Genomic DNA, 22,837 nt, shown 5'->3' with positions numbered 1-22,837 from the left:
CAGATCGCGGAAAACGCCGGCGCCGAAGGTTCGGTCATCGTTGGCAAGCTGCGGGAGAAGGCCGAGTTCTCCTTCGGCTGGAATGCCCAGACCGGGGAATACGGCGATCTCTACGCTCAAGGCGTTATCGACCCGGCCAAGGTCGTGCGTACCGCACTCCAGGATGCAGCATCGGTCGCCGGCCTTCTTGTGACCACGGAAGCAATGATTGCTGAAAAGCCTAAGAAGGACGCCGCTCCGGCAATACCCGCTGGCGCCGGAATGGACTTCTAAGCGTCACTGTGGCTCGTCCCACAGTATGGGACGAGCCATTATTGAGGAAGGTGAAACACATGGTTCAAGCAAGGCTTAAGCACTCACCCGAGCCACTCCACTCGAAAGACCTCGCGGTCTGCCGGAAAGTCTTCGACAAAATCCAATCGAGCGCCGGGTTCGTCAAGAAGTCGGAAGAAGCTGACCGCGTAGCAACCGTCCTCGTGGAACTGTACCGGCAGGGCGTCCACGAGCCCGATCATCTCAAAACGATGGTTCAGGCCGCGCGAGGGATATTCGAAAACGATGTGCTCCGGGCCCCTTGAACAACTCCTAAAATGAGTTCCATAGAACCGATATCAGTGGAGCCAGACGATGAGAAAGGAAAACATAAAGTCCTCTGTCGCAATGGAAGCCGCAACGGCGATCAGCGTTGCGCATCTGCTTCATCCGGCCACGCAGTTCAATCATCCAAGCGATGTGCTTCACAACGAGCATATCAGCAGAGGCGAGAAGCGAGCCATTCTCGCGTCATGGGCCTCCGACATCTTTTCGGTCGAATCAATCCCAGCCCTTCGACTTTATCCCGGCACGAATAAAGCCGTGTCCTACGACGACATCATCGACGCTTTGAAGATCCTGGATAAGGACGGTGAAGCAAGCGGCGAACGCGTGTGCGCTCGCTCCGCCGTGCGCAGACGCCACCGCCGCAATCCGCGAACGCGCCGATTTGGCGGGCTCGGCCTGTGCAGTTATTGGAAAGGAGAACGTCGCCGACAACCATTCGAGATATAGCCACTTCGCACCTGCCGCGTGCCTCTGGAGGACGCGAACCTGATTTTTGCCGTCGACTCTTTTCTCAAATGAGGAGGTTTTGCCGATGAAGATCGCTCAGATCGCACCGCTCGCCGAAAGCGTTCCGCCCAAGCTTTATGGTGGAACCGAGCGCATTGTTTCCTATCTCACCGACACACTCGTCGCCCAAGGTCATGACGTCACACTTTTTGCCAGCGGAGATTCGATTACCGCAGCGAAACTCGTGTCGTGCTCGGACGTCGCGCTGCGCCTCAACCCGGCAGTCAAGGATCACCTGCCGCATCAGGTTGTGATGCTGGAGGAATTTCGCCGGCGGGCGCACGAATTCGATGTACTGCACTTCCACATCGATCTCCTGCATTTCCCGCTGATCCGGGAGTTTGCCGATCGCACAGTGACAACGCTGCACGGCCGTCTTGACCTGCCGGACCTCAAGCCCTTCTACTCGGCTTTTCCCGATATCCCGCTGGTGTCGATCTCCAATGATCAGCGCCGCCCAATGCCGCCGGTCAACTGGTCAGGGACGGTATATCATGGCCTGCCTCTCGACCTGCTGCCATTCACGGAAAGGCCCAAAGGCAACTACCTCGCGTTCCTCGGGCGAATATCGCCGGAGAAACGGCCCGACCGGGCGATCGAAATCGCTGCGAAAGTTGGTGTGCCCTTGAAGATGGCCGCAAAGATCGACAACGCGGACAAGGCCTATTGGGAAACGGTGATCGAGCCGATGGTCAGGAGCCATTCGAACGTCGAATTCATCGGCGAGATCAACGAGCGTCAGAAGGCCGCCTTCCTCGGCAATGCCGGCGCCCTGCTATTCCCGATCGACTGGCCCGAGCCGTTCGGGCTCGTCATGATCGAAGCGATGGCCTGTGGCACGCCCGTCATCGCATTTAGCTGCGGCTCTACGCCGGAAGTCATCGACAATGGCGCGTCGGGCATTCTCGTCGACAGCGTGACGGAGGCCGCTGAGAACGTCGAATGGGCGCTCAAGATGGATCGAAAGAAGGTTCGTGCGACCTTCGAGAAGCGTTTTAGCGCCGAGCGGATGGCACAGGACTATCTTGACATCTATCGCAATCTTCCCGGCGTCCGTACCAAAGCGGCCCCGCTGCGCCGTGCTAACGGTCAGGACCTCGATCTTCAGATCGTGGCATAATCGGAGGCCATCAGCATGTCGATCTCTTCTGCACACGACGGTTCCGCGCCTGCAGGTGGCCAGGCACCGATCGCGCAATTTTTCATTCCGGCGACCGCCTCGCTTCACGAGCGGCGGCCTCGCACCCTGAAGCACGGCGACACATTCGCCGTCTTCGATCACAATGGTGACGCGCTCCCCGGGCCCGGCAGCCCGGAAGGCATCTTCCATCGGGACACGCGTTACCTCTCGCATCTGCACCTGACGATCAGCGGCAAGCGCCCGATGCTTCTCTCGTCGACGCTGCGCGACGACAATGCCACGCTAACCTGCGATTTGACCAATCCCGACTTTTCTGATGAAAAGGGGAAGCTCACACTTGAGCATGATCTCATTCATATGCGCAGGACACGCTTTCTGTGGAATGCCGGTTGTTATGAGCGCTTGGCGGTAAGGAACTACGACGAGCGACGACAACAAGTGCGCATCGAAATTTCGTTCGGAGCGGACTTTGCCGATCTGTTCGAGGTTCGCGGAACCGTCAGGGCGAAGAAAGGCCGCCAGCTTCCGGCCGTGGTGGAACAGGACCGCGTTCTTCTGTCCTACATCGGCCTCGACGATCAGAAGCGCCTCACGCGGTTGTCCTTCGAGCCGCGCCCAGACGAACTTGGGAGCGGCCATGTCATTTATGATCTTGATCTGGCGCCACATGAAACGCGGTCGCTATTCATCCAGATCTGCTGCGACCAAGCCAAAGATAAAGCTCTAGGCTACCAGTCGTTTTTCCTTGGCCTGCGGGATGCCCGCCGTGCATTGCGCTCATCTTCCTCGCGCGCGGCATCGATCGTCACGTCCAACGATATTTTTAACGAGGTCGCCCGGCGAAGCGTCTCCGACCTTTACATGTTAATGACCGACAAGCCGGAGGGCCCCTATCCCTACGCCGGGATTCCTTGGTTCAGCACGGTTTTCGGACGCGATGCGCTGATCACGGCGCTGGAAACGCTGTGGCTTGATCCGCGCATTGCCTGTGGCGTACTTGGCCATCTTGCGGCGAACCAGGCGACAGAAGTCGATCCGGCAGCAGACGCCGAACCGGGAAAAATCTTGCATGAAGTGCGCTATGGCGAAATGGCCGAACTGGGCGAAGTGCCCTTCCGCCGATATTACGGCAGTATCGACTCCACACCATTGTTCATATTACTGGCAGGCGAGTACCTGAAACGAACCGGCGATTTTGCCACAATCAATCGCCTTCTGCCGAATATCGAGGCCGCTCTTACCTGGATCGATGAACACGGCGATCGCGACGGTGATGGTTTCGTCGAATACGGGCGATTGACGGAGGAAGGGCTGATCAATCAGGCCTGGAAAGACAGTCACGACTCGGTTTTCCACGCCGATGGTACGCTTGCCAAAGGCCCGATCGCCATTGCCGAGGTTCAGGCCTATGTTTATGGCGCCTGGCAGGCAGCTGCCGCGATTTTCCTCCTGCTCGGCAGGCCCGAACGCGCGGCAAAATTTTTGGCAAGGGCGGAAGGTCTTCGTCGTGCCTTCGATACGAGTTTCTTCGACGAGGAACTCGGCACCTTTGTACTAGCGCTCGATGGGAACAAGCAACCTTGCAGGGTCCGGTCCTCGAATGCGGGCCATGCCCTCTTCACCGGCGTCGCGTATCCGGAGCGGGCCACACAGGTTGCCAAAACTCTGATGAGCGCCTCGTCCTTTTGCGGCTGGGGTATTCGCACCATCGCCTCCACCGAGGCGCGCTACAATCCGATGAGCTATCACAATGGCTCTGTCTGGCCGCATGACAATGCAATGATTGCCAGCGGTCTCGCCCGCTACGGCTACCGCACTGAGGCAGCTCGGATCTTCGAGGGTCTTTTTGCGGCCTCGACATATCTGGACTTGCGCCGTCTTCCGGAACTCTTTTGTGGCTTGCCACGCCAGCGGGCTCAGGGGCCGACCTTCTATCCTGTTGCCTGCTCTCCGCAGGCATGGGCGGCCGCAGCCCCCCTCCTTCTGCTGCAATCCTGTCTCGGCCTCGACTTCGAGCCGAATGCCCGGATCATCAGCTTCGACGAGCCGCAACTGCCTCCGTTCCTGGACGAGGTGATGCTGCGACACCTGCGGGTCGGAAACGGCCGGGCCGACGTCGCAATTCGCCGCTCCGGACGCAGTGTAGTGGTTGACACTGTCGGTCGCCAGGGCGAGGTTCGCGTGCTGACCACCGCATAGGCGAGGCTGCTTCCATGCGGGCGCCACGCCTACTCCAACTCCTCTTGGTCTGAGACGAGAAGGTCGATCAACAAGGCGGTCCTGCCTGTCGGCAGAGGCCGCCGTTCACTCATCAACGCTTCGTCGCTGTTGACCCACGCGAAGGCTTCCGCCAGTTCAGCTTGGTTGGCACCAGTCGCCACCACATCAGCTATCAAAGTTTCGTCGACAGGTCCGAGGATGGCGATGACGTCTTCGGAGGTCATTGTCATACCCATTGCTCCTTTTGTTTCATCACAGAAATCTGGTGGTCCAAACAGAAAAATCAAATTTTTCTACCGGGCAAATCCAAAGTTCTTGAAACCACAAGCTACTGAATTATATCAATATTGTCCGATCGCCCAATGGGGGTCGGCAAGTCCAGGAGGCGCCATGTGCTCTTGGCGTCTTCTTGTATCCATGTTGCTTACAAGGAGGATATGGCTATGAGAGCAAACCTCGATTTCTCTCCCCTGTTCCGGTCGAGCATTGGATTCGACCGAATGCTAAATGCGCTCCAAGCTGCAAGCCGCGTCGAAACGATCGACAACTGGCCGCCGTATGACATCGTCAAGTCTGGTGAGGACGCGTACCACATTGCCATGGCAGTGGCCGGCTTTTCGCAGGACGAACTGACGATCACGCAGGATCAGAGCATGCTCTTCGTATCCGGCCAGAAGGCAAATGCTGACGATGCACAGTATCTGCATCGCGGCATCGCCGCCCGCTCGTTCCAACGCCGGTTCGAACTTGCCGACCACGTCAAGGTCGTGGGTGCTGGCCTCGTCAACGGTCTGCTGACCATCGATCTGAAGCGCGAAATCCCCGAGGAAATGAAACCGCGCCAGATCGCAATCAGCACCGGCGAAGCGCTGCCCATGAGTGAGACGAAGCAGATCGAAGCCCACAAGCAGGCGGCTTAAGCCATCCATCGGCGCAACTGCGCGCCCAAGGCCCCGAACGACGCCTGGGGCCTGCAGCGAAGCTATGTCAAATGAACCACAAGATAAGGAGAAGAAACATGAGTGTTCGTGATCTGATTCCTTGGGGCCGAAGCAATGGCAATCAGGTTCCAAGTCTTCCGCGCGATGACGACCGTGATCCCTTCCTGTCGCTGCATCGCGAGGTAAACCGCCTGTTCGACGACGTCTTCCGCGGCTTCGGCTCCGGTCTACCGTCGTTCACCAGCACTTCCAGCCTCGGTTCCGGCTGGCCGAGCGTTGAGATCTCCGACACCGACAAGGAGATCAGGATCACGGCCGAAGTCCCCGGCCTGGAGGAGAAGGACATCGAGGTCCTCCTTAATGATGGCGTGCTGACGCTAAAGGGCGAGAAGCGCTCGGAGACCGAAGACAAGGATCGCCAATTCACTGAGCGCTACTATGGCCGCTTCGAGCGCCGTATTCCGCTCGCCGTCGAAGTCAGGGAAGACGAGGTCGATGCGCGCTTCCGAAACGGCGTGCTGACCGTGACCTTGCCCAAGGATGAGAAGGCGCAGTCGCAGGTCAAACGCATCGAGATCAAACATTAAGGAAAGAAGCCGGAGGACGTCCTCCGGCTTCTTTCTGCGTCAGCATGTTCGAAACGAAGGAGGGACCATGTCTGCGTTCATAAGGCTCATCAGGCCATTGATTATCGTCTTCACCGTCTCCCTGCTCATTGGCGGCGCTCCTGCCCAGGCACAGTTCGTGTCCGGGATCGGCGGCAGCGTGCCGACGCTTGCTCCGATGCTGGAAAAAGTCACGCCGGCAGTTGTCAACATCTCGGTTGTCTCGCAGGCGCCCGAAGAGGATAACCCGCTCTACAGCGACCCCTATTTCCGCCGCTACTTCAACCTTCCGGATAAGCCTCAGGCGGAACCTCGTCTAAGCGCCGGATCGGGGGTCATCGTCGATGCGACACGAGGTTACGTGTTGACGAACCATCATGTCGTCGCCAATGCCCGTAAGATCCTCGTGACGCTCAAGGACGGAAGGCGGCTGGATGCGAGGCTTGTCGGCTCCGACAAGGGTACCGACATCGCAGTGCTCCAGATACCGGCACGCAATCTGACAACGTTGCCTTTTGGCGACTCGGATGCATTGCGCGTTGGCGATTATGTTGTGGCAATCGGCAATCCGTTTGGGCTTGGTCAGACCGTCACGTCGGGCATCGTCAGCGCGCTTGGCCGAAGCGGTCTTAGCCGCGATGGTTATGAAGATTTTATCCAGACGGACGCTTCGATCAATCCCGGCAACTCGGGCGGCGCGTTGGTAACCTTTGACGGCAGGCTTGTGGGGATCAACTCCGCGATCCTCAGCCCGGCTGGCGGCAACATCGGTATCGGCTTCGCCGTACCGGCCAAGATCGCAAGATTGGTGATGACCCAGCTGATCCAACATGGCGAGGTCATTCGCGGCAAGCTTGGCGTTGCGATTCAGGATCTTGATTCCGATATCGCGGCTTCGCTCGGACTGGATGACGCGGGCGGCGCGCTGATCGCGGCGGTTGAGCAAGGATCTCCGGCCGCTGGTGCGGGTTTGAAACCGGGTGACGTGGTGGCAGCTGTCGATGGTCGACCGGTTCATGGCGCTGCTGATCTGCGCAATCGCATCGGCCTGACGCCCGTTGGCTCGCAGATCGAGCTGACCGTCAGGAGCAGTGGCTCGGAGCGTACGGTTAAGGCACGCGTGAGCGGATCATAAAAGTTGCCGCTTTTCATGTTTCCGGCCGTGGTTCGTCCACGGCCGGGAATGCTCATCAATATGCAATTCAATGGTAACAGCTTTCGTTGGCTGTTGCGAACGCTAAGAAGCACTCGATGAGCTCTAGCGGAAACCATCGCCTTGAACCGATACGAACCTACGACGTCTAGATCCACCTGTCGCTATCGCACCCAGGGGTCAATCACTTTCAATCCAGCGGCCCCGAACGGGCTTGTGTCGCGATTTGCGATCGCTAGGCCGTTGGCTGCTGCTGGGCAGCAATATAGCCGTCAGCCGCGCCAATCGCTTTGCCAGATACTCGGACACGAGCCATCAGTCCGAGTAGAAATGCGAAGTCAGCAGATTGAATGGCAGGATACGCTCGGAAAAGTGCAGCCGCACTTCACCCTCAAGGCGATCACGAAGGATAGTTTGACGTTTTCCTGACGGCATAGCCGCGATCCCGAAGCGAAGTTCACCGATCGTTATTGCCGAAAGAAACAGCGTCTCAATGGTTTGGGCATCCAACCACGCGACCACTGCCTCGTTGGGAGCCGGCTTCCATGGCTCCGATATTACATGGGTGTCTAGCAAGATCATTCGACGGTCATCGGCTCAGCAGGCATCTTGTCGCGACTCTTCTGCAAGGCGTCAACGTCACCCTTGGAAAGCTCAGCGTCACGACCGATAGCCGCCAGCAACGAGCCAAGCTTTACGCGTTCTGCGGGACGAACGGCCGCTTCGAGGACGTCACGGATCTCGGCCTCAGTACTGCGGCCGTGATGAGCCGCTCGCACCCGCAAGGCACGATGTGTTTCCTCAGAAAGATTTCGGATGGTAACCGCAGGCATTGATATCATTCCTTTAGAAACGATGGCTTTGATATCAAAGTACGCATGAAGCAAACTTTCAAGTCGCTTTGAAAAGACGCCTGCAGCACAAGGGGGTCAAATCTCCCGCTTTCGCGGGATGCGAACCGGCCGCCCCGATTTTAGGCAGTTGATGGGATTTGACCGGAATCCCATCTCTTAGGCGAAACTGTTATGTTTCGGAGAATTTGTAAAACGGTCGACCCCTGAAACGAAATGAAGCCTTTGGGGCGGCAGCTGGTACAGACCGGCGATATCACGACCCTTGTCCCTGCACCAGATGGTAATCACGTATCCCTACTCGCAGAGCTCAAGGAAAGGATCGCCTCAGCCTGACAGAGCGCCCGCTCGGGCCGTTATGGCCCCAGGGCAAATGGGCAACAAGCTGTTGCACGATTTCTTCGTTTGGGAATGCCTCAGCAAAGCTCCGGCGGCACCGCGATCGTCATCGAGATCGATAGCGGCCAGTTCGCCGGGAAAGGCCGGATCCTTCTCGCGTGCGACGCCGACCACCGGATGGCCGGACTCGGCAAGGCGATGTGACAGCGCTCTGCCAATGCCCCTGCTCGCGCCGGTGACGAGAACCATTCGTGTCTTCATGGTCGTCTTTTTCGTCTTATCGAGCGCGCAGGGCTCGACAATCCAACATTCGCAGTGGCGCGCTGAGGTGAACGTCGGCAGACCCGAAAATTCTCATTTGCTCAATGAGCGTGGTCGCACGCGTTTCCGCAGCGGCGAGGCTCGACTTTCCATCGGGAGCTGAGTATCGCCTTGCAGATGTTCAACCGCTCGAACGTTGGATCCTTAAACGCGAGCACGTCGTCGTTGAATGTACCGAACGTGCTCTGAGGACGATGTTTCATTCCCCGATAGAAGGCTTCAATAATGCCGTCTGCGAAAGCCTCCTCGCGAGGATACGCTGCGACGACAGCCTCGCGTTCAGCGGGAGAAAACTCCTCGAAGCCACGTCCCACTACGTCCATTCCGGCCCCCGCCTGAACCAGTGCGATCTCCGGGCGCATGAATTCCGGAATGCCGGGAGTGGTGTGAAGCGCGACAGCGTTCCAGACGATCTCGATCTGCCCCGGCGCGATCCCACGACTTCGGAGAAAGTCGGCTGCGGCATTGGCGCCATCGACCTCAAAGCGGAGTTGGCTGTCGCCATACTGCTCTGTCAGTCCGACGTCGTGGAACATGCAAGCAGAGTAAAGCAGTTCAGGGTCGAAGATCTTTCGCTTTCTGTTTCCGGTCATCGCTCCCCAGAAGTAGACCCGAACGGAGTGATGAAAGAGCAGGTCGCTTTGAGTGTCACGGATGAACTGCGTGACTTCGTGGGCGAGCTTGCTGTCAGGGATTCGTACTCCCTGGAGTATTTCCGACATGACGAAACCTCTTAGCTGGAGCTGCAATCGTCGCATGCCCACGGAGAATTCCGCATCAGGCAGCAGAAATCGCGGCGATTAAAATGAGGGTTCTTGTCCGCCATCACGTCGGCAAGACCTGTTCCCTGTGTGACCTCCGGACGATGCTCCAGGCCATCGTAAAGTGCCTGGAGCAGGTGTTCGATGAAGTTGGCTCCGCGGGGATATGTTGCTTCGACGGCAGCTCGCTGGTTTTCGCCGAACCGGTCGTAGCCGGCGCCGACAAGGTCCATCATGACGCCTTCGACGGTCAGAGCGGCAATAGAATCTAGATGCGCCGAAATCCCCGGCGTGGTGTGCAGCGCGATCGCGAGCCAGACCTTCTGAATGTCGTCTTCCGACACACCGTGACTGCGAAGGAAATCACGGGCGGCGTTCGCGCCGTCGATTTCGAAGCGCAGTCTGCTTTCATTAAAGCGAGACGTCAGGCCGACATCGTGGAACATGGCTGCCGCGAACAGCAGTTCCGCATCGAAGTTGACGCCTCTCTGCCGCCCCGCCATCGCGCCCCAGAAATAGACACGCGTGGAGTGCTCGAAAAGCAACTTGCTCTCCGTCTCCCGGACGAACTCGCTCGCTTCGCGAGCCAGCCTGCTGTCCGGAATCCTGATGCCAGAAATTTCAACGACAGCCATGTCTCATCCTCCGTCAAACCTCAAGGACCGCTTGAGGTGTGTTGCGGAAGCTTATAGCCATGCGATTGTAGCTGTTCATCAGGCTGATGGCGATCGTCAGATCGACAAGCTGCTTCTCATCGAAGACCTGGCGCGCTGCGTCATATGCGTCGTCCGGAACACCTGTCTCCGCTACGAGGGTGACGGTTTCGGCCCAAGCCAGCGCAGCACGTTCGGTATCACTGAAGAGGCTTCCGCCTTCCTCCCAAGCCTGGACCAAGGCCAACTTCTCGATCTTGACGCCTCGCTTGATGAGTTCGCGGGTGTGCATGTCGAGGCAGTAGGCGCAATTGTTGATCTGCGATATGCGCATATACACGAGATCTACAAGCTCGCCCGGCAGACCGCTCTGCAGGACGTAGCCGTAGACGCCGCCGAGCGCCTTGGCGCCGTTCGGAGCGACCTGATTGTAGTCGAGCCTTCTTGTCATGATTCAAATTCCTTCTGTTACTTGACGGGGGTGGTGAGCTTCGTTTCGTCGGTATCGACGACGAACACGGCCAGCAGCTTTGCGGGTGCCGTCTTGCTGGCGTTGCGGCTGACCAGGTGCATTGCGCCCGGCGCCTCGAACCAGCTTTCACCCGCCTTGTACCGGCGGACCTCGCCGTCGTTGACCTTGGATTCCACCTCGCCTGCGAGGACGTAGGCGAAGATGAAGGCGGAGGCTGCATGCGTGTGGGGAAGGGACGAGGCGCCGGGCGCGTAGTCGACTTCCACGACGCGCATCGACTTGCCGGGGATATTGGCGATGGCCTGAGAAAACGTCGGAGTGACGCTTTCCCGACCGGCGTCGTGGGCCGACACCGGCCCAGCAAGCGGGATGGCAATCGCCAGTGCGGCCGCGGCGGATTTTATCAATCTGCTCATGGTTCATGCTCCTTCAGAGATGCATTCAAAATGCTCCCACCATGATGCAGAAAAAAGAACCAAGAATGCGAAGAAGTAGTGTACCATGAGTGAATGAGCACACTGCTGAAACTGACCGTGGACCGATCGGGGAAACATTCCCTGTCAGAGCAGATCCGCAGGGGAATCGCGAAAGCTATAGAAGACGGTGTACTGGAGCCGGGGGCACGACTTCCGTCGTGGCAGGATCTTGCAGCCCAGCTCGGCGTCGCGCGGGGTACAGTGCGGACTGCTTACGAAAAGCTTGCCGCAGCTCAGTTGATCCAAGCTGCGAAGGCCGCCGGAACGTACGTTGCCGATCGTCCACGGGCGACATCCAGAACCGAAGGGTCGCCTACGGCAGGTTCGTTCGTAGAGACATATCTTGAGATGACCCAGGGGCCAGCACTGTTTCAGATGGGTGTCCCCGCATCTCACACTATGCCCTCCAAGTTACTCGCACGACTGCGTGCAAGTGCCGTCCGCGCTGAGCTGAGTTCGCCGCCTCTGTACCCCGATCCTCGCGGAGAGCTGGAATTGAGACGGGAGATCGCCATGTATCTGGCCGTGGCCAGAGGGATCAACTGCTCGGCTTCTCAGGTCATCATCACCGGCGGCTTTGCAGGCGGACTTGGACTGACCCTCAATGTTCTCGGGCTGCAGGGCCACAGCGCGTGGTTCGAGGATCCGGGATTTCCCTGGACGCGGCGGGCCCTTGAGCTTGCTCAAGTGCACCCGGTTCCGGTCCCGGTCGACGGCGAAGGGCTCGACGTCGATCGCGGAATACGCAACTATCCTGACGCGAGGCTCGCGGTGCTGACGCCCGGCCAGCAAGCACCGCTCGGGGCAACTTTGTCTTTGCAGAGACGTCTCCTGCTCCTCGAGTGGGCGGAGCGCAGCGGAGCCTGGATCGTCGAGGATGACTACCTCAGCGAGCTCCAGTTGAGCGGGCGGGCCGCGCCGGCGCTCGCCTCGATCGATAACGGCGGCCGTGTCGTCCACATTGGTTCGTTCAGCAAAACGATCAGTCCGGCCCTCCGGCTCGGTTTCGTTATCGCTCCAGCCGAACTCGCAGGACGGTTCGCCGACGTGGCGGCCTGCCTGTCACCGCCTCCCGGTCCATCGGTTCAGTTGGCGATTTCCGAGTTCATACGAGAAGGGCACTACATGCGACACCTGAGGAGGATCAAACGTGCCTACGCGGCGATACGGCAGCCGGTTCTCAACCATTTCAGCGACGCTCTAGGCCCGCGTTCGGTCTCGGCTCCGGGTCTGTCGGTCCTTCTTAAGCTGCCTAGGGGCGCACCCGACGTTGCGATCGCCAGGGATGCACTAACCTTCGGCACGTTTCCCGCACCGCTTTCACCATGGTATGCGTCCGCTGAAACGGCAAAGGCAGGACTGTTGCTCGGTGTCGCGACCGCACCTGTCAAGAACGTTGTGCGCACGTGCGAGCGCCTGATCGAGACAATCATGCGATGTTCATAGGCGCAACCAAATCGCCTTATTCGGTGCTTCTCCAATAGTGATCCGATCGAACGAGGAACTGACTGATCAAGCTGGAGATCGACAAGGTTCGCCGTGAACTCTACGGCAGCCGGTCCGAGCGTAAGGTGCGGCTCCCTGAGCAGATAGAGCTGCAACTCGAGGAGCTAGAAATCTAACCGAGGGTGTCTACAAAACGGGGCTATTCATACCCCGCCAACATAGGGACCCAATGGGTTACTTGTGGTAGCCTAATGCGTTTAGCCGCACTGAGCCCAATCACTGCCACCTTAACGCAACCAATCTTCGTTGATGCATCGCGAAACAACCGAAAAAATTGCCCGCGTTCAGGCTCGTTATAAGGTTTTGGCAGAAACTTATAACTCAGCTGCTCGATGGGGCGTTCAGGCACATTGGCAAGGCACAGCTCGCGAGCGCCGAACAGGTAGGAATAAGCTCAAAGTTCTTGATAATAGTTCATAAGTGATCTACATAGTCTTGGAAAATATGACGGAGAAACCGCATGATCAGCGCCGATCTGGGAAAGCAGCTTGAAAGTTATGTTCAGAAACTCGTGGAGACGGGTCGCTATGGCTCGAAAAGCGAAGTTTTGCGTGAAGGGGTGCGGTTGATCCAGGACCGCGAGGCTCGTCTCGCAGCGCTGGATGCCTCCATCATGCGCGGCATTGCTGATGCAGACGCTGGCCGGACTAAGTCGGCAAGCGATGTTTTTGACCGTCTTGATGCGAAATACCGCGCAATGGCTGACAATGCCGAAAAACCGGCATGATCCTTGAGTTTTCTAATGAGGCGGAAAGCGATCTCGAACAGATCGCAGATTACATTGCTGAGCGCAATCCGCAGCGCGCACTTTCATTCATCCGGGCGCTGCGGCGCAGGTGCGAAGATCTTGTCGATACCCCAAACGGCTTCGCCCTCGTCCCGAGCTATGAAAAATATGGTATCCGGCGACGCGTACATCGCAACTACCTGATCTTCTACCGCGTTAAGAACGCAAAGGTCGTCATCATCCATATTCTTCATGGTGCCACCGACTATGGTGCCGCCCTCATTGGCGAATGAAAGTCGAGCTAGGGCGACACCGGGGCCACCGAAGGAGAGTCCGAGGGCTACGGCGGCGCGCATGTCGGCGTCGAAGCGCAGTTCTGCAGTGGATGCGACATGAACTGGCGACCTGTTGCTTAGCGTCCTCATCCTTAAATCATAGGTGCTGGCCAGAGCAGTCAAACGCTCCGGAACGACTGATAGTGCTCGGGATCAGAGCGGGCAACGGTCTGGCCGATGGCTTGGCCGCACGAATGAGTTCCGAAACGAATGCTGGGACACTGCGCATGGAGACAAGGAAGCGGATTCAGCCCGCAATCCGCAATGCCGACAATCTCGTTCGGCGCAATCGATTAAGGTTGTTCCCTAACACCCGGCGTCGCATCGCGCTCATCTGAGTCCTCCAGATCACTTTTCACGATAAACGCGTCGGTATGCTCTCTCGCGGCTTCCCGAAGCGCTGCCAAGTTCGGAACATCATCGCCGCCGAGCTCGTCCATCCCATGGAGGATCTCGTGCTCCGCCTGCAGCCAATGCTCCTCGCGCCGACCTTCTGGACGCCCCTCCGCCTCCCAAATCTGATTTGCACGATCGCGTATGCGGTTCGTTGTTTCCTGCGTCCGATCTTCACGTCCCGCGCCGTCTCCGGAGGAATTGTCCAGTTGTGTATCCTTCGCGGCATTCTTGGGCTGCTTTGCCATATTCGCTCTCCTTTTGAGGTCGCTCGAAAAACGTCACAGTGTACCCGATGTTCCGGCGTCGTCGTCGTGACCTCGGCTTCGACGGTCACCAACGACACCGCCAGCACGGCCCAGCCGCTTATTGGTGATTATCAAGCGGCGTTAGCAACACCAGGGTATCTGCAAAAAAACATCTCTGCAGCCCTAGTCACCGGCTGCCGAGAATAGCTGGTAGTTCCAATCGCCCTACCGCCGTGTTCACGAGGGGGTGCATACCATCGCTCCTCAGATTTGTGCATTCGGCTTGCTTAGAAACGCCACGAAGGCTCTCAAAGCTGCCGACTGGTGCCGTCGGCTGGGAGAATACAAAAACAAGGCTTCTCGTCTTGACGACCATTCGGGCAGAACGCGAACCAGGTCGCCGGATGCGAGATGCCGTTCAACCGACGCAATCGGCGCCAGCACAATTCCAATCCCCTTTGCAGCCAAATCGATCTGTGACGCTAGGTCATGTACGATTGTCGCGTCCACCGGCGTGACGTCGAAGCTTTCGCTGCCGCGATCCAATCGCCACGGTAGCAATAGACCCGACACCTGGCTACGGCAGAGGACGCACCTATGCGTCATGAGGTCGGTCGTATCCTGCGGTGTTCCCCGTGACGACAGATATTGCTCAGATGCCACCAGCACCGCTTCGCTTTCCGGCGCAACGCGGACGGCAACCATTTCCTTGGAGATAGAGCCACCATAGCGCAGTCCGGCGTCGTAACCCTCCTTTACGATGTCCACCATCTTCGCTTCGACGGCGATCTCAAGCTGGACCTGCGGATAGGCGTCTTTGAAGGCCACTAAAGCGTCACCGATCATCATGTCGAATGGCGCGCGCGACATCGTCAGTTTCAACGGACCCGAAGGACGGCCACCTCGCCCAGCCGCATCGTCAGCCGCTCGTCGAAGGGCGGACAATGCCGGCGCGGCAACAGCCAAATAATCGCTGCCGACGTCAGTCAGGCTGACGCTCCTCGTAGAGCGGCGCAAAAGGGGCGCGCCTAGCTTGGCCTCCAACGATTTGACCGCCTGACTTACCGCCGACGGTGTCATCCCGAGCCGACGCGCCGCCTCCGAGAAGCTGCCCGCTTCAGCCACGGCAACGAATATGGGAACACCCTCGAGAACGTCCCTGTATCGCAAGGTTCACCTTTAAGTTTGACTTCAAGCTGCATGCGATGATCTGGCGCTAATTCTCTGAAATCAACACCCTACTATATGCACGACGGGTCATCGCGGCCCTCTAAGGCGAAGCAAGGGTCAGATAGCGAGGTGCCATCAATGATGACAACAACAATCCATCGCAGGTCGCTGCTGACCGGGATCGGGCGATGAGCATTCTCGGCTTTCGATCGCCAGCATCGGCGGCGACGCTTCTATCCTCTCATATTTTCACCTCGGCGCGACAGCATACGCATTATCTCGAAAGCGGACCATCTGATGGGCCGTTGATGATATTCGTCCACGGGTGGCCCGGCATCGGTTTGCTATGGCGGGCGCAGATGGAAGCGTTTGCTGCCAATGGGTGGCACTGTATCGCCCCTGACTTGCGTGGGTTTGGTGGATCGTTCGCGCCGTCTGATAGCGCCGGCTACTCGATCGAGGAGATTGTCAGAGATCTGTGCGAACTTCACGACCATCTCGGTGGCACGCCCGCGATCTGGGTTGGTCATGATTGGGGAAGCATTGCGGTTGGAGCGTTGGCGGCGCATGAGGGGCAACGATGCCGGGCCGCTGCCTTGGTGTCGTGGGCATACTTTCCAGCTTCCAATGATCTTGGGACGCTCACCAATCTGGTGGATCGACGCATCTATCCCCAGGATCGTTATCCGGATGGTCAGTGGGACTACTACCGCTATTACACGACGCATTTCGAAGCGGCTGTCGTCGATCTTGACGCCGACATCCCGGCTTCGCTTGCCTCGATCTTTCAACCGGGGGACCCGAAGACCGTTGGAAAGGTTTCGGCGACCGCGACCGTGACAGCGAAGGGAGGACGTTTTGGAGCACGGCATAGAGCACCTCCCACGCCGCCCGACACCTCCTTGTGGCCGGCGGATGATTTCGAGACTTTGGTTGACGCCTACAAACGACGCGGCTTTCGTTCATCCTGTGAATTGTATCGCAACGGAGCCGCCAATGCGGCCTACGCTCGCCTTGCCCCGTCCGGCGGTCGGTTGTCGCAGCCCGTCCTCTTCCTGAACGGTGAGTATGATCAAATCTGCACGATCATTGACAATCGGCAGGGCGATCCGATGCGGGAAGCCTGCGCCAATCTTACGGTCACTAACATGTCGGCCGGACATTGGCTGCCGTTGGAGCTAAAGCAGGGCGCCACATCCGCAATCCGGAGCTGGATCGATGGTGAGAAATTGCTTGGCCCAAATTAGCGCTGCGTGAGCCACGCAGCAATGCGTGGCTGCAGCCGGAAGCCGCCCCTGTTTCTGGAACTGGTCCCTCAGCGCTTGGCCTCGTGAAAGTCGGCGCTTAGGGTTGTCTCGCGCCACCGGTCAAAGTTGTTCTTGAGCGATTCAAGACGTTTGTAGGCAAGGTCTAAAGCAGGTTTTCCCAATAACAAGCGCAGGGGCGGCTCGTCGGCTTCGACAGCCTTGAGGATGGCGAGCGCCGCCCTTGCCGGATCGCCCGGCTGCTTGCCTGAGCCCGCTTTTGTGCTCTCCCGACGTTTGCCTGCGGTTTCGGCGTAATCGGCGATCGCGACGGGCGACTCCTTCATGGAGCTCCCTGCCCAGTTTGTTCGGAATGCTCCCGGTTCGACGATGATCACTTTGATGCCAAGAGGTGCGACCTCCTGAGCGAGCGACTCACAGACCGCCTCCACAGCAAACTTAGTAGCGTGGTAGTATCCGGTCGCGGCAAACGCCATCAGGCCACCGAGGGAAGACATGTTGACGACTGTACCGCTTCTCCTGGCCCGCATCCCGGGGAGGACTTGCTTCGTGACATCGATGAGGCCGAAAAGGTTCGTGTCGAACTGCCTGCGGATATCGTCGTCCTCTCCTTCTTCGATCGCTGCAAGGTAGCCGTATCCGGCGTTGTTAACGAGGACGTCGATCCTGCCAAACCTTTGCAGCGCCTCCTTGACCGCGGCGGCGATCGCCGGCTTCGAGGTGACGTCCAACTTTAGCGCAATCGCGTTGTCGGGATGTTGTTCAACGATATCGGCAAAGCGCGAGGGATCTCTCGCGGTAAGGACCGCCCGATATCCTTGCTGCAAGACGAGCTTGGCGATTTCCAGGCCGAAGCCTCCAGATGCGCCAGTAATGAACCAAACAGGTGTCAGAGACATTGCGAAACTCCTTAATTTCAGTAGGCCGTGCCGCGGCCACTTCTGCGACCGGTTGTCATGGAAATGGAGAGCGCATGCGAAAAACGATAGACCAAAGCTACCAATGTTTCCTACGATCCTACCAAAACCGGCGTCTCGAACTAGGTTCGGCCCCATTTATCCATCGGGGGACAGTCAATGACGACACTACAAGCGCTAATTTCGATTATCGATCGGCATGCTAAATCTCCCCGGCAATTCACATCTATCGACGGCCTGTCGATCTTCAACGTCAAGGAACCGACCTCGCCGGTGGATAGCGTGTATGCGCCGCGCATATGCATGGTTCTCCAAGGCCAAAAGAGGATCTCGTCCGGGGGGAGGACCTTTGATGTTCATTCAGGTCAATACTTCATGTCCACGATCGACTTGCCGGTTTCGGCCAGCATCACCGCTGCGTCCGAAGCCAATCCGCACTTCGCATGGTCCCTTGAACTTAGCCGGCAAGACCTTGTGGAGGTTCTGCAAAGGTTCAGCCCGGCTGAGCGGCCTTCGGAGAGTTTCGGACTGACTGTTGGCGATCAATCATGCGAAATGGCCGAGACGGCGTTTCGGCTTTTGGGCCTTCTCGATCGGCCGGATGAACTGGTCGTGCTTCTTCACGCGACGAAGTTCGAACTATACTACCGTTTCCTGCAGAGCGAGCACGGAGCACTGCTACGCGATTTCGCGACCAACGGAACGATGATTGCGAATATCGGCAAGGTCACATCCTGGATAAAAGACAACTTCGCTAAGCCGATGACCATATTAGAACTCGCCAATAGAGTTGGCATGAGCCCTACCTCGCTTCATCGCCATTTCAAGGCGTTAACGACAATGTCCCCGTTTGAATACAGGTCAGCCATCCGACTTCAGGAGGCACGCAGGCGACTTCTGATTGGCGGGGTCAGTGCCCGTCGGGTCGCCTTCGATGTCGGTTATGACAGCCAGACACAATTCACCCGGGAGTACAAGCGCCTGTTTGGGCGGCCGCCTGCAGCGGATACCGCTCATCTCAGAGGTGTTAGGTAGTCGCTCAGCGTAGACTGCCAAAATGGGCACGGATGTCCGCCACCAATTCTTCCGGTCTTTCCATGGCAGCCAAATGCCCTCCTGCCACATGCTCGTTCCAAGCAACCACATTGTAAACTCGCTCCACCCAGGAGCGCGGTGGCTGCGGCAGCTCCTTCGCGAAATGGGAAATCGCGACCGGCGGGGTAATCCGCTGCCCTTTCCGGAAAGATAGCGGCTGTGCCTTGCTTTCCTTGTAGAGCCTGAGGGATGCGTCGAGCGATCCGCTGAACCAATACAGGCAAATCTCCGTCAGGAGGGTATCCATTGTGAAGACGCTCAGGACATCGCCGTTGCAGTCGCTCCATGAGCTGAATTTTTCGACAAGCCACGCCGCAAGCCCGACCGGAGAGTCCGAGATCCCGTATGCGAGTGTCTGGGGCTTTGTCGCTTGTATATGCGCATATGCACCCTCTTTATCCGCCCAGTTCGCCGCGGCCTTCCTGAAATCCTTTTCCGCTGGCGACAGCTGAGCAAGCCCCTCGTCCAACGGCGCGGAGAAGCTTCCGGGAATGTAGTTCAGGTGGAGCCCGATAACGTTTCCCGGGAAGCGAAACCCGAGCCAGCTCGAAACAGCCGCTCCGATGTCTCCGCCCTGGGCGCCAAATCGCTCGTATCCCAATCCGATCATCAGTTTCTGCCAAAGTCCGGCTATCTCAAATGGACTTATTCCTGGTCTCTCGGGTGCCGACGAAAACGCATAGCCCGGGAGCGACGGCACCACGAGGTCAAAGGCGTCGCGCTCGTTGCCTCCATGAGCCACGGGGTCTGTCAACAGAGGAATCACACGTTCCATCTCGAGGAAGGACCCCGGCCATCCGTGGGTCAAGATAAGAGGCATCGGCGATGGCCCCTTCCCCTTCACAAGGATGAAGTGGATCTTGAGTCCGGCAATTTCGGCAACGAACTGCGATAAGCGGTTCAGGCGCGCTTCCTGGGCTTTCCAATCGAACTTCTCCAGCCAGTAGCCGACAAGGTCTCGCATGAAAGAGAGGCTACTGCCATCGGCCCAAGTCTGCGGATCGATTGCGCCTGGCCATCGAGTGTTTCGAAGTCGTTGTTCGAGATCACGCAATTCGCCGTCCGGAATTTCGATCAGGAAGGGATTGATGATCATTGCCGCGCCTCGCCGTCACCAGCGCTTGACTTAGAGCCTTGGCGGTCGAATGCAAGTCTGAGCGAAGATGGGTCGGCCAGCCCGTCTTCGCTCAGCCGCACCGTCATTACGTGAGCTTCTGCAGCGGCGTCCGTCGGCGTCTGCGTGACGGCTTGCGCGTGGGTGAGGCGGCTGCTCCCTTCCTCGGTGTGGAGCGCCGTCGGGCCATTTCGACACCCTTAAGACCGTAATGAGCACGCACGATCTACCTCGTCGTCCTCCCACACAGGCTTGGGGGCGCTGAAAAGAGGTGGTCAGTGGACGACTTTCTGAAGGTCGCGGCGATCACTCCCAAAGTGCTGCTGTCCGCAACGCCCTTGCCGAACCCAGCGGCCTCGAAGGTAAATGCCCAACCAGCAGCGGAACCGGACAAAGCGTCGTCCGTACACCCGTGGACCCGAGGATACAGCCCGCCAAGGCCTTGGTAGCTCAGAAGGTAGCGAACGAGAACGTTTGATATCGGGCGATCCGCGAAAGCCGTAGCGCTCGTCCTTGGCTTACAAGTCCTACGGCGCCATTATTCAATCTTCCCGGTGCGATAAATGCCGATTTAAGGCCGATTTGTTTCCCGCTTTTCAAAAACGATGGTGACCTTCATGCCCATGCCAGGCGTTGAAACGACCTGAACATCCGCCTTGGCGTTCTGCTTGATCGATTGCACGATCATGGCGCTCAATTTTCCCCGCCGCGGCCAGTCGGAAGGATTGCTAAGACCGACGCCATTGTCTGCAACCGAGATCCTACAGCCCGCATCATCCACGACGCAGCGCAGGACGATCTCGCCGCCCTCACGATCCTTGAATGCATGTTTGAGTGCGTTCGTCATCAGCTCGTTGACGACCAAACCAACCGGCATCGCAATATTGACGGAAACGGGCCAGGTGTCGACTTTCATATCAAGCCGAATACCCTGAACCGAATGCGCGGCCATAACTGCCGAAGCAATCTGGCTCACATACGTCCCGAGATCGACAGTCTCATCCGCGTTGGTATCGGAAAGGGAACGGTAGAGGATTGTCAGCGCGTCTACCCGGCCTGCAAGTCGGTTGAAGCGCTCGCCTTCGTCCGGATGTTGCGCGTTCCGGGCTTCCATACGGATCAGCGCGGTGATCATCTGAAGATTGTTTTTGACCCTGTGCTGCAACTCCTTGAGCAGCACGTCCTTTTCCGCCAGCGCGGTGGCCAGGTCAGTCCCGGTCTGGCCACTATTCGTGGCCGCGATTGCGACAAGACGAAAGAGAGGGGTGCCAGCGTCATTGACGATTGTATTCGACCAGGCGTCAATATGCGACTCTGGCTCAGTCCTGGCGGATGTCGAAAACGTCCCCAGATACTCCTCGCCGGCCACAATCGCAGTCGCAAGGTCCAGGTCTCCACTTACAGAGCGCGCCAGCGGAAGCGATGACCATGGCTTGCCCTGCAGCTCCTCTGCTGAAACCCCCATCAAACGCTCGAATTCAATGTTGGCGTATACAAGCACCTCGGTCGACGCGAGTTCCGCCACGGCCACTCCGAACGGCACGTGATCGAGGAATTGGCGGAAACGGTGATCATCCAACGCCTCATCAAGATGAGGAAGGTCCGCCACTGTTTCAGGGCTCATCGGTGATTCTTCAGTTTCAGTCATTTCCAACCCGCACCATTTATCCTGCGCTGCTTATCATGCCGGATGGCGCGGCGCTAAGGGATTCCGATTTTTGGAACGCCATGCCAATCAAGCGGTTCTTTGACCGGCTTTTAGCGCTTCGCGAGCCTCAATTGTTCCAGCTCCGGCCGGCCCGCTTCTCGAGCGTGGACAAGAGAGATGCGCTCGCGTTGCTGATCGTGATAGCTCTACCGCCATCTTTGCAGGCCGGTTCCAGTGAGAGGGGACGCCTGAGAGTCCGCAGCCGCGAAGCGTCTGTCGGCGAGCTGCTTTCTGGCGTGTCCCAAATCTTTGGGTGGGCTTGGGTCGTTCGGCAAGCAGCGCGGATGTTGCAGACATCTGCTCGGCTCGCTCCCTGGGCATAGTCAGAGCAAGGCCGCAGATCCCAGCCCGATCTGGATGCGTGCAAGCGGCGCTGTCAGCTTCCAGACGATCAGTCCGTCCGTGAAACTCCATTGCGCTTGGCCGGACAAGGCGGATGGCACCAGCTTACCAAGAACGAGGGCGCCGAACCCGTCCTCATGCGCCAGTAGATCGGCGTAAGCCACCGCCGGCTCAGACCAGACGAGCTCGAATATGTCGCCGCCCTCTCCGCTCGTCAGCCCCCAAGTGACGGATATTCCGCCAACATCCGTAACCCCGAAGCGCATCGCATTCATGATCAGTTCGTGGAAGGCCATGCCAAGATTGAGGACAGCGTTGGCGTCAAGTACGATTTCCGGGCCCAGAATTTGGACCGGCTGTAGAGCCTCGAAGGGTTGGAGTTGATGCGCCACGAGATCGGCGAGCCTCACCCCCGCCCAATCGACCTGTGACAGCAGATCATGTGAATGAGACAGGGCCATAATACGTTCGCGGACCCGCTTCTCAAATTCTTCGATTGAGCGGGAGCGTGTCGACGTCTGCCGGATAACGGCAAGGACGACGGCGTACTGATTTTTAACGCGATGATTGATTTCTCGCATCAACAGGCGAAGCCGGCGATCGCTTTCGCGTGTCTCCGAGATGTCCCGGGCGATGCTCGATGCACCCACGAGTTTCCCGGCCCGACTTTTGATTGGAGAAATGGTGATCGAGATCGGGACTATCCGTCCGTCTCGGTGGCGGCGCGTCGTCTGAAACGGCTCGATCGGCTCCCCCAGTTTCAGCAGGCGCAGGATGTCCGCCTCCTCATCCCGTTTGTCGTCGGGTATGATCAAATAGATCGATTTTCCGACCACCTCGGTTTCCGGATAGCCGAACATGCGTTCGGCCGCCCTGTTCCAGCTAACGATCGTGCCTGAAAGATCCTTACTGATGATCGCGTCGAAGGAAGACTCGACGATGGCTGCGAGCCGTTCTGCACTATGCTCTTCCATGCC

General features: G+C 58.2%; 25 protein-coding genes and 3 pseudogenes. 14 read left to right on the top strand and 14 right to left on the bottom strand.

What is annotated here, in order from left to right; translation table 11 throughout:
- The 5 genes from FHT93_RS35125 to FHT93_RS35110 all read left to right on the top strand — a co-directional run.
- Positions 1-273, top strand: a 273-nt coding sequence (locus FHT93_RS35125) for a TCP-1/cpn60 chaperonin family protein (protein ID WP_281413622.1), incomplete at its 5' end; no start/stop codon positions are given.
- A 59-nt stretch (positions 274-332) separates the two neighbouring features.
- Positions 333-578, top strand: coding sequence for a hypothetical protein (locus FHT93_RS35855; protein WP_246781803.1), 246 nt, complete (start codon positions 333-335; stop codon positions 576-578).
- Positions 579-627: 49 nt separating this feature from the next.
- On the top strand, positions 628-1,047 hold the full coding sequence (locus FHT93_RS35120; RefSeq protein WP_183851402.1) for a hypothetical protein: 420 nt from the start codon (positions 628-630) through the stop codon (positions 1,045-1,047).
- Between the two features lie 85 nt (positions 1,048-1,132).
- Positions 1,133-2,227, top strand: a complete 1,095-nt coding sequence (locus tag FHT93_RS35115; RefSeq protein WP_018114741.1) for a glycosyltransferase family 4 protein — start codon at positions 1,133-1,135, stop codon at positions 2,225-2,227.
- Positions 2,228-2,242: 15 nt separating this feature from the next.
- Positions 2,243-4,447, top strand: a complete 2,205-nt coding sequence (locus FHT93_RS35110; RefSeq protein WP_183851401.1) for an amylo-alpha-1,6-glucosidase — start codon at positions 2,243-2,245, stop codon at positions 4,445-4,447.
- 29 nt (positions 4,448-4,476) lie between these two features.
- On the opposite strand, the gene FHT93_RS35105 is transcribed toward FHT93_RS35110, so the two are convergent.
- Positions 4,477-4,698, bottom strand: coding sequence for a hypothetical protein (locus FHT93_RS35105; RefSeq protein WP_029616405.1), 222 nt, complete (start codon positions 4,696-4,698; stop codon positions 4,477-4,479).
- Positions 4,699-4,911: 213 nt separating this feature from the next.
- Here FHT93_RS35105 and FHT93_RS35100 point away from each other — a divergent pair, with 213 nt between their 5' ends.
- The 3 genes and pseudogenes from FHT93_RS35100 to FHT93_RS35090 all read left to right on the top strand — a co-directional run.
- Entirely contained in the window at positions 4,912-5,388 is a 477-nt protein-coding gene (locus FHT93_RS35100; RefSeq protein ID WP_018114744.1) for an Hsp20 family protein, read from the top strand.
- A 98-nt stretch (positions 5,389-5,486) separates the two neighbouring features.
- The gene (locus tag FHT93_RS35095; RefSeq protein WP_018114745.1) at positions 5,487-5,996 is read left to right on the top strand and encodes an Hsp20/alpha crystallin family protein; all 510 of its coding nucleotides are present in this window, start codon (positions 5,487-5,489) and stop codon (positions 5,994-5,996) included.
- Between the two features lie 67 nt (positions 5,997-6,063).
- Positions 6,064-7,101, top strand: a pseudogene (locus tag FHT93_RS35090) (trypsin-like peptidase domain-containing protein); the annotation flags it as partial.
- Between the two features lie 230 nt (positions 7,102-7,331).
- Here FHT93_RS35090 and FHT93_RS35085 read toward each other — a convergent pair.
- The 7 genes and pseudogenes from FHT93_RS35085 to FHT93_RS35055 all read right to left on the bottom strand — a co-directional run bounded on the left by FHT93_RS35085 (position 7,332) and on the right by FHT93_RS35055 (position 10,980).
- Positions 7,332-7,749, bottom strand: a pseudogene (locus FHT93_RS35085) (PIN domain-containing protein).
- Positions 7,746-8,000, bottom strand: a complete 255-nt coding sequence (locus FHT93_RS35080; protein ID WP_183851400.1) for a plasmid stabilization protein — start codon at positions 7,998-8,000, stop codon at positions 7,746-7,748. Before FHT93_RS35080 ends, FHT93_RS35085 begins: the two are co-directional and overlap by 4 nt.
- Positions 8,001-8,345: 345 nt before the next feature.
- Positions 8,346-8,606 carry an SDR family NAD(P)-dependent oxidoreductase gene (locus tag FHT93_RS35075; protein WP_246715821.1) on the bottom strand — a complete coding sequence of 87 codons (261 nt, stop codon included), beginning with the start codon at positions 8,604-8,606 and terminating at the stop codon, positions 8,346-8,348.
- Between the two features lie 113 nt (positions 8,607-8,719).
- The gene (locus FHT93_RS35070) at positions 8,720-9,400 is read right to left on the bottom strand and encodes an HD domain-containing protein (RefSeq protein ID WP_210299518.1); all 681 of its coding nucleotides are present in this window, start codon (positions 9,398-9,400) and stop codon (positions 8,720-8,722) included.
- 11 nt (positions 9,401-9,411) lie between these two features.
- On the bottom strand, positions 9,412-10,074 hold the full coding sequence (locus FHT93_RS35065; protein ID WP_018114751.1) for an HD domain-containing protein: 663 nt from the start codon (positions 10,072-10,074) through the stop codon (positions 9,412-9,414).
- Between the two features lie 13 nt (positions 10,075-10,087).
- A complete protein-coding gene (locus FHT93_RS35060; protein ID WP_018114752.1) occupies positions 10,088-10,543 on the bottom strand; it encodes a carboxymuconolactone decarboxylase family protein in 456 nt (151 codons plus the stop codon).
- Between the two features lie 17 nt (positions 10,544-10,560).
- Positions 10,561-10,980, bottom strand: a complete 420-nt coding sequence (locus FHT93_RS35055; RefSeq protein WP_018114753.1) for a cupin domain-containing protein — start codon at positions 10,978-10,980, stop codon at positions 10,561-10,563.
- Positions 10,981-11,073: 93 nt separating this feature from the next.
- On the opposite strand from FHT93_RS35055, the gene FHT93_RS35050 reads away from it, so the two are divergent.
- The 4 genes and pseudogenes from FHT93_RS35050 to FHT93_RS35035 all read left to right on the top strand — a co-directional run bounded on the left by FHT93_RS35050 (position 11,074) and on the right by FHT93_RS35035 (position 13,566).
- On the top strand, positions 11,074-12,486 hold the full coding sequence (locus FHT93_RS35050; protein WP_183851398.1) for a PLP-dependent aminotransferase family protein: 1,413 nt from the start codon (positions 11,074-11,076) through the stop codon (positions 12,484-12,486).
- A 65-nt stretch (positions 12,487-12,551) separates the two neighbouring features.
- Positions 12,552-12,656 (top strand): annotated as a pseudogene (locus FHT93_RS35045) (hypothetical protein); the annotation flags it as partial.
- Positions 12,657-13,006: 350 nt separating this feature from the next.
- Entirely contained in the window at positions 13,007-13,273 is a 267-nt protein-coding gene (locus FHT93_RS35040; RefSeq protein ID WP_018114756.1) for a type II toxin-antitoxin system ParD family antitoxin, read from the top strand.
- Positions 13,270-13,566, top strand: coding sequence for a type II toxin-antitoxin system RelE/ParE family toxin (locus FHT93_RS35035; RefSeq protein WP_018114757.1), 297 nt, complete (start codon positions 13,270-13,272; stop codon positions 13,564-13,566). Before FHT93_RS35040 ends, FHT93_RS35035 begins: the two co-directional genes overlap by 4 nt.
- Positions 13,567-13,901: 335 nt before the next feature.
- On the opposite strand, the gene FHT93_RS35030 is transcribed toward FHT93_RS35035, so the two are convergent.
- Positions 13,902-14,249: a DUF2934 domain-containing protein gene (locus FHT93_RS35030; protein WP_018114758.1), complete on the bottom strand. Its 348-nt coding sequence runs from the start codon at positions 14,247-14,249 to the stop codon at positions 13,902-13,904.
- A 264-nt stretch (positions 14,250-14,513) separates the two neighbouring features.
- Complete coding sequence (locus FHT93_RS35025) at positions 14,514-15,329, bottom strand: LysR family transcriptional regulator (RefSeq protein ID WP_281413487.1); 816 nt, start codon at positions 15,327-15,329, stop codon at positions 14,514-14,516.
- A 278-nt stretch (positions 15,330-15,607) separates the two neighbouring features.
- Between FHT93_RS35025 and FHT93_RS35020 the strand changes: the two genes are divergently transcribed.
- Entirely contained in the window at positions 15,608-16,666 is a 1,059-nt protein-coding gene (locus tag FHT93_RS35020) for an alpha/beta hydrolase (protein ID WP_183851396.1), read from the top strand.
- Positions 16,667-16,734: 68 nt separating this feature from the next.
- On the opposite strand, the gene FHT93_RS35015 is transcribed toward FHT93_RS35020, so the two are convergent.
- Complete coding sequence (locus FHT93_RS35015) at positions 16,735-17,583, bottom strand: oxidoreductase (protein WP_018114761.1); 849 nt, start codon at positions 17,581-17,583, stop codon at positions 16,735-16,737.
- Positions 17,584-17,760: 177 nt separating this feature from the next.
- Between FHT93_RS35015 and FHT93_RS35010 the strand changes: the two genes are divergently transcribed.
- Positions 17,761-18,636, top strand: coding sequence for an AraC family transcriptional regulator (locus FHT93_RS35010; RefSeq protein WP_018114762.1), 876 nt, complete (start codon positions 17,761-17,763; stop codon positions 18,634-18,636).
- 4 nt (positions 18,637-18,640) lie between these two features.
- On the opposite strand, the gene FHT93_RS35005 is transcribed toward FHT93_RS35010, so the two are convergent.
- From FHT93_RS35005 to FHT93_RS34995, 3 genes are all read right to left on the bottom strand, one after another.
- Positions 18,641-19,792 carry an epoxide hydrolase family protein gene (locus FHT93_RS35005; RefSeq protein ID WP_183851395.1) on the bottom strand — a complete coding sequence of 384 codons (1,152 nt, stop codon included), beginning with the start codon at positions 19,790-19,792 and terminating at the stop codon, positions 18,641-18,643.
- 589 nt (positions 19,793-20,381) lie between these two features.
- Positions 20,382-21,458 carry a histidine kinase dimerization/phosphoacceptor domain -containing protein gene (locus tag FHT93_RS35000; RefSeq protein WP_029616595.1) on the bottom strand — a complete coding sequence of 359 codons (1,077 nt, stop codon included), beginning with the start codon at positions 21,456-21,458 and terminating at the stop codon, positions 20,382-20,384.
- 383 nt (positions 21,459-21,841) lie between these two features.
- Positions 21,842-22,834 (bottom strand): PAS domain S-box protein, encoded by a 993-nt coding sequence (locus FHT93_RS34995; RefSeq protein ID WP_018116074.1) that lies wholly within the window; start codon positions 22,832-22,834, stop codon positions 21,842-21,844.
- Positions 22,835-22,837 lie beyond the last annotated feature (3 nt).

Origin of the sequence: Rhizobium sp. BK379, from assembly GCF_014193955.1 — a bacterium.
In the GTDB taxonomy this organism is placed as follows: Bacteria; Pseudomonadota; Alphaproteobacteria; order Rhizobiales; family Rhizobiaceae; genus Rhizobium.
Note: the sequence above shows the minus strand (reverse complement) of the source record. Positions and strands in the feature narration are given on the sequence as shown.

Excerpts from the sequence above, each read along its gene's own strand:
- FHT93_RS35080 (WP_183851400.1), bottom strand. The coding sequence starts at position 8,000 with ATGCCTGCGGTTACCATCCGAAATCTTTCTGAGGAAACACATCGTGCC.
- FHT93_RS35055 (WP_018114753.1), bottom strand. The coding sequence starts at position 10,980 with ATGAGCAGATTGATAAAATCCGCCGCGGCCGCACTGGCGATTGCCATC.
- FHT93_RS35115 (WP_018114741.1), top strand. The coding sequence starts at position 1,133 with ATGAAGATCGCTCAGATCGCACCGCTCGCCGAAAGCGTTCCGCCCAAG.
- FHT93_RS35070 (WP_210299518.1), bottom strand. The coding sequence starts at position 9,400 with ATGTCGGAAATACTCCAGGGAGTACGAATCCCTGACAGCAAGCTCGCC.
- FHT93_RS35015 (WP_018114761.1), bottom strand. The coding sequence starts at position 17,583 with ATGTCTCTGACACCTGTTTGGTTCATTACTGGCGCATCTGGAGGCTTC.
- FHT93_RS35075 (WP_246715821.1), bottom strand. The coding sequence starts at position 8,606 with ATGGTTCTCGTCACCGGCGCGAGCAGGGGCATTGGCAGAGCGCTGTCA.
- FHT93_RS35060 (WP_018114752.1), bottom strand. The coding sequence starts at position 10,543 with ATGACAAGAAGGCTCGACTACAATCAGGTCGCTCCGAACGGCGCCAAG.
- FHT93_RS35100 (WP_018114744.1), top strand. The coding sequence starts at position 4,912 with ATGAGAGCAAACCTCGATTTCTCTCCCCTGTTCCGGTCGAGCATTGGA.
- FHT93_RS35035 (WP_018114757.1), top strand. The coding sequence starts at position 13,270 with ATGATCCTTGAGTTTTCTAATGAGGCGGAAAGCGATCTCGAACAGATC.
- FHT93_RS35025 (WP_281413487.1), bottom strand. The coding sequence starts at position 15,329 with ATGACACCGTCGGCGGTAAGTCAGGCGGTCAAATCGTTGGAGGCCAAG.
- FHT93_RS35110 (WP_183851401.1), top strand. The coding sequence starts at position 2,243 with ATGTCGATCTCTTCTGCACACGACGGTTCCGCGCCTGCAGGTGGCCAG.
- FHT93_RS35095 (WP_018114745.1), top strand. The coding sequence starts at position 5,487 with ATGAGTGTTCGTGATCTGATTCCTTGGGGCCGAAGCAATGGCAATCAG.
- FHT93_RS35105 (WP_029616405.1), bottom strand. The coding sequence starts at position 4,698 with ATGACAATGACCTCCGAAGACGTCATCGCCATCCTCGGACCTGTCGAC.
- FHT93_RS35000 (WP_029616595.1), bottom strand. The coding sequence starts at position 21,458 with ATGACTGAAACTGAAGAATCACCGATGAGCCCTGAAACAGTGGCGGAC.
- FHT93_RS35010 (WP_018114762.1), top strand. The coding sequence starts at position 17,761 with ATGACGACACTACAAGCGCTAATTTCGATTATCGATCGGCATGCTAAA.
- FHT93_RS35120 (WP_183851402.1), top strand. The coding sequence starts at position 628 with ATGAGAAAGGAAAACATAAAGTCCTCTGTCGCAATGGAAGCCGCAACG.
- FHT93_RS35040 (WP_018114756.1), top strand. The coding sequence starts at position 13,007 with ATGATCAGCGCCGATCTGGGAAAGCAGCTTGAAAGTTATGTTCAGAAA.
- FHT93_RS34995 (WP_018116074.1), bottom strand. The coding sequence starts at position 22,834 with ATGGAAGAGCATAGTGCAGAACGGCTCGCAGCCATCGTCGAGTCTTCC.
- FHT93_RS35005 (WP_183851395.1), bottom strand. The coding sequence starts at position 19,792 with ATGATCATCAATCCCTTCCTGATCGAAATTCCGGACGGCGAATTGCGT.
- FHT93_RS35065 (WP_018114751.1), bottom strand. The coding sequence starts at position 10,074 with ATGGCTGTCGTTGAAATTTCTGGCATCAGGATTCCGGACAGCAGGCTG.
- FHT93_RS35030 (WP_018114758.1), bottom strand. The coding sequence starts at position 14,249 with ATGGCAAAGCAGCCCAAGAATGCCGCGAAGGATACACAACTGGACAAT.
- FHT93_RS35050 (WP_183851398.1), top strand. The coding sequence starts at position 11,074 with ATGAGCACACTGCTGAAACTGACCGTGGACCGATCGGGGAAACATTCC.
- FHT93_RS35855 (WP_246781803.1), top strand. The coding sequence starts at position 333 with ATGGTTCAAGCAAGGCTTAAGCACTCACCCGAGCCACTCCACTCGAAA.
- FHT93_RS35020 (WP_183851396.1), top strand. The coding sequence starts at position 15,608 with ATGAGCATTCTCGGCTTTCGATCGCCAGCATCGGCGGCGACGCTTCTA.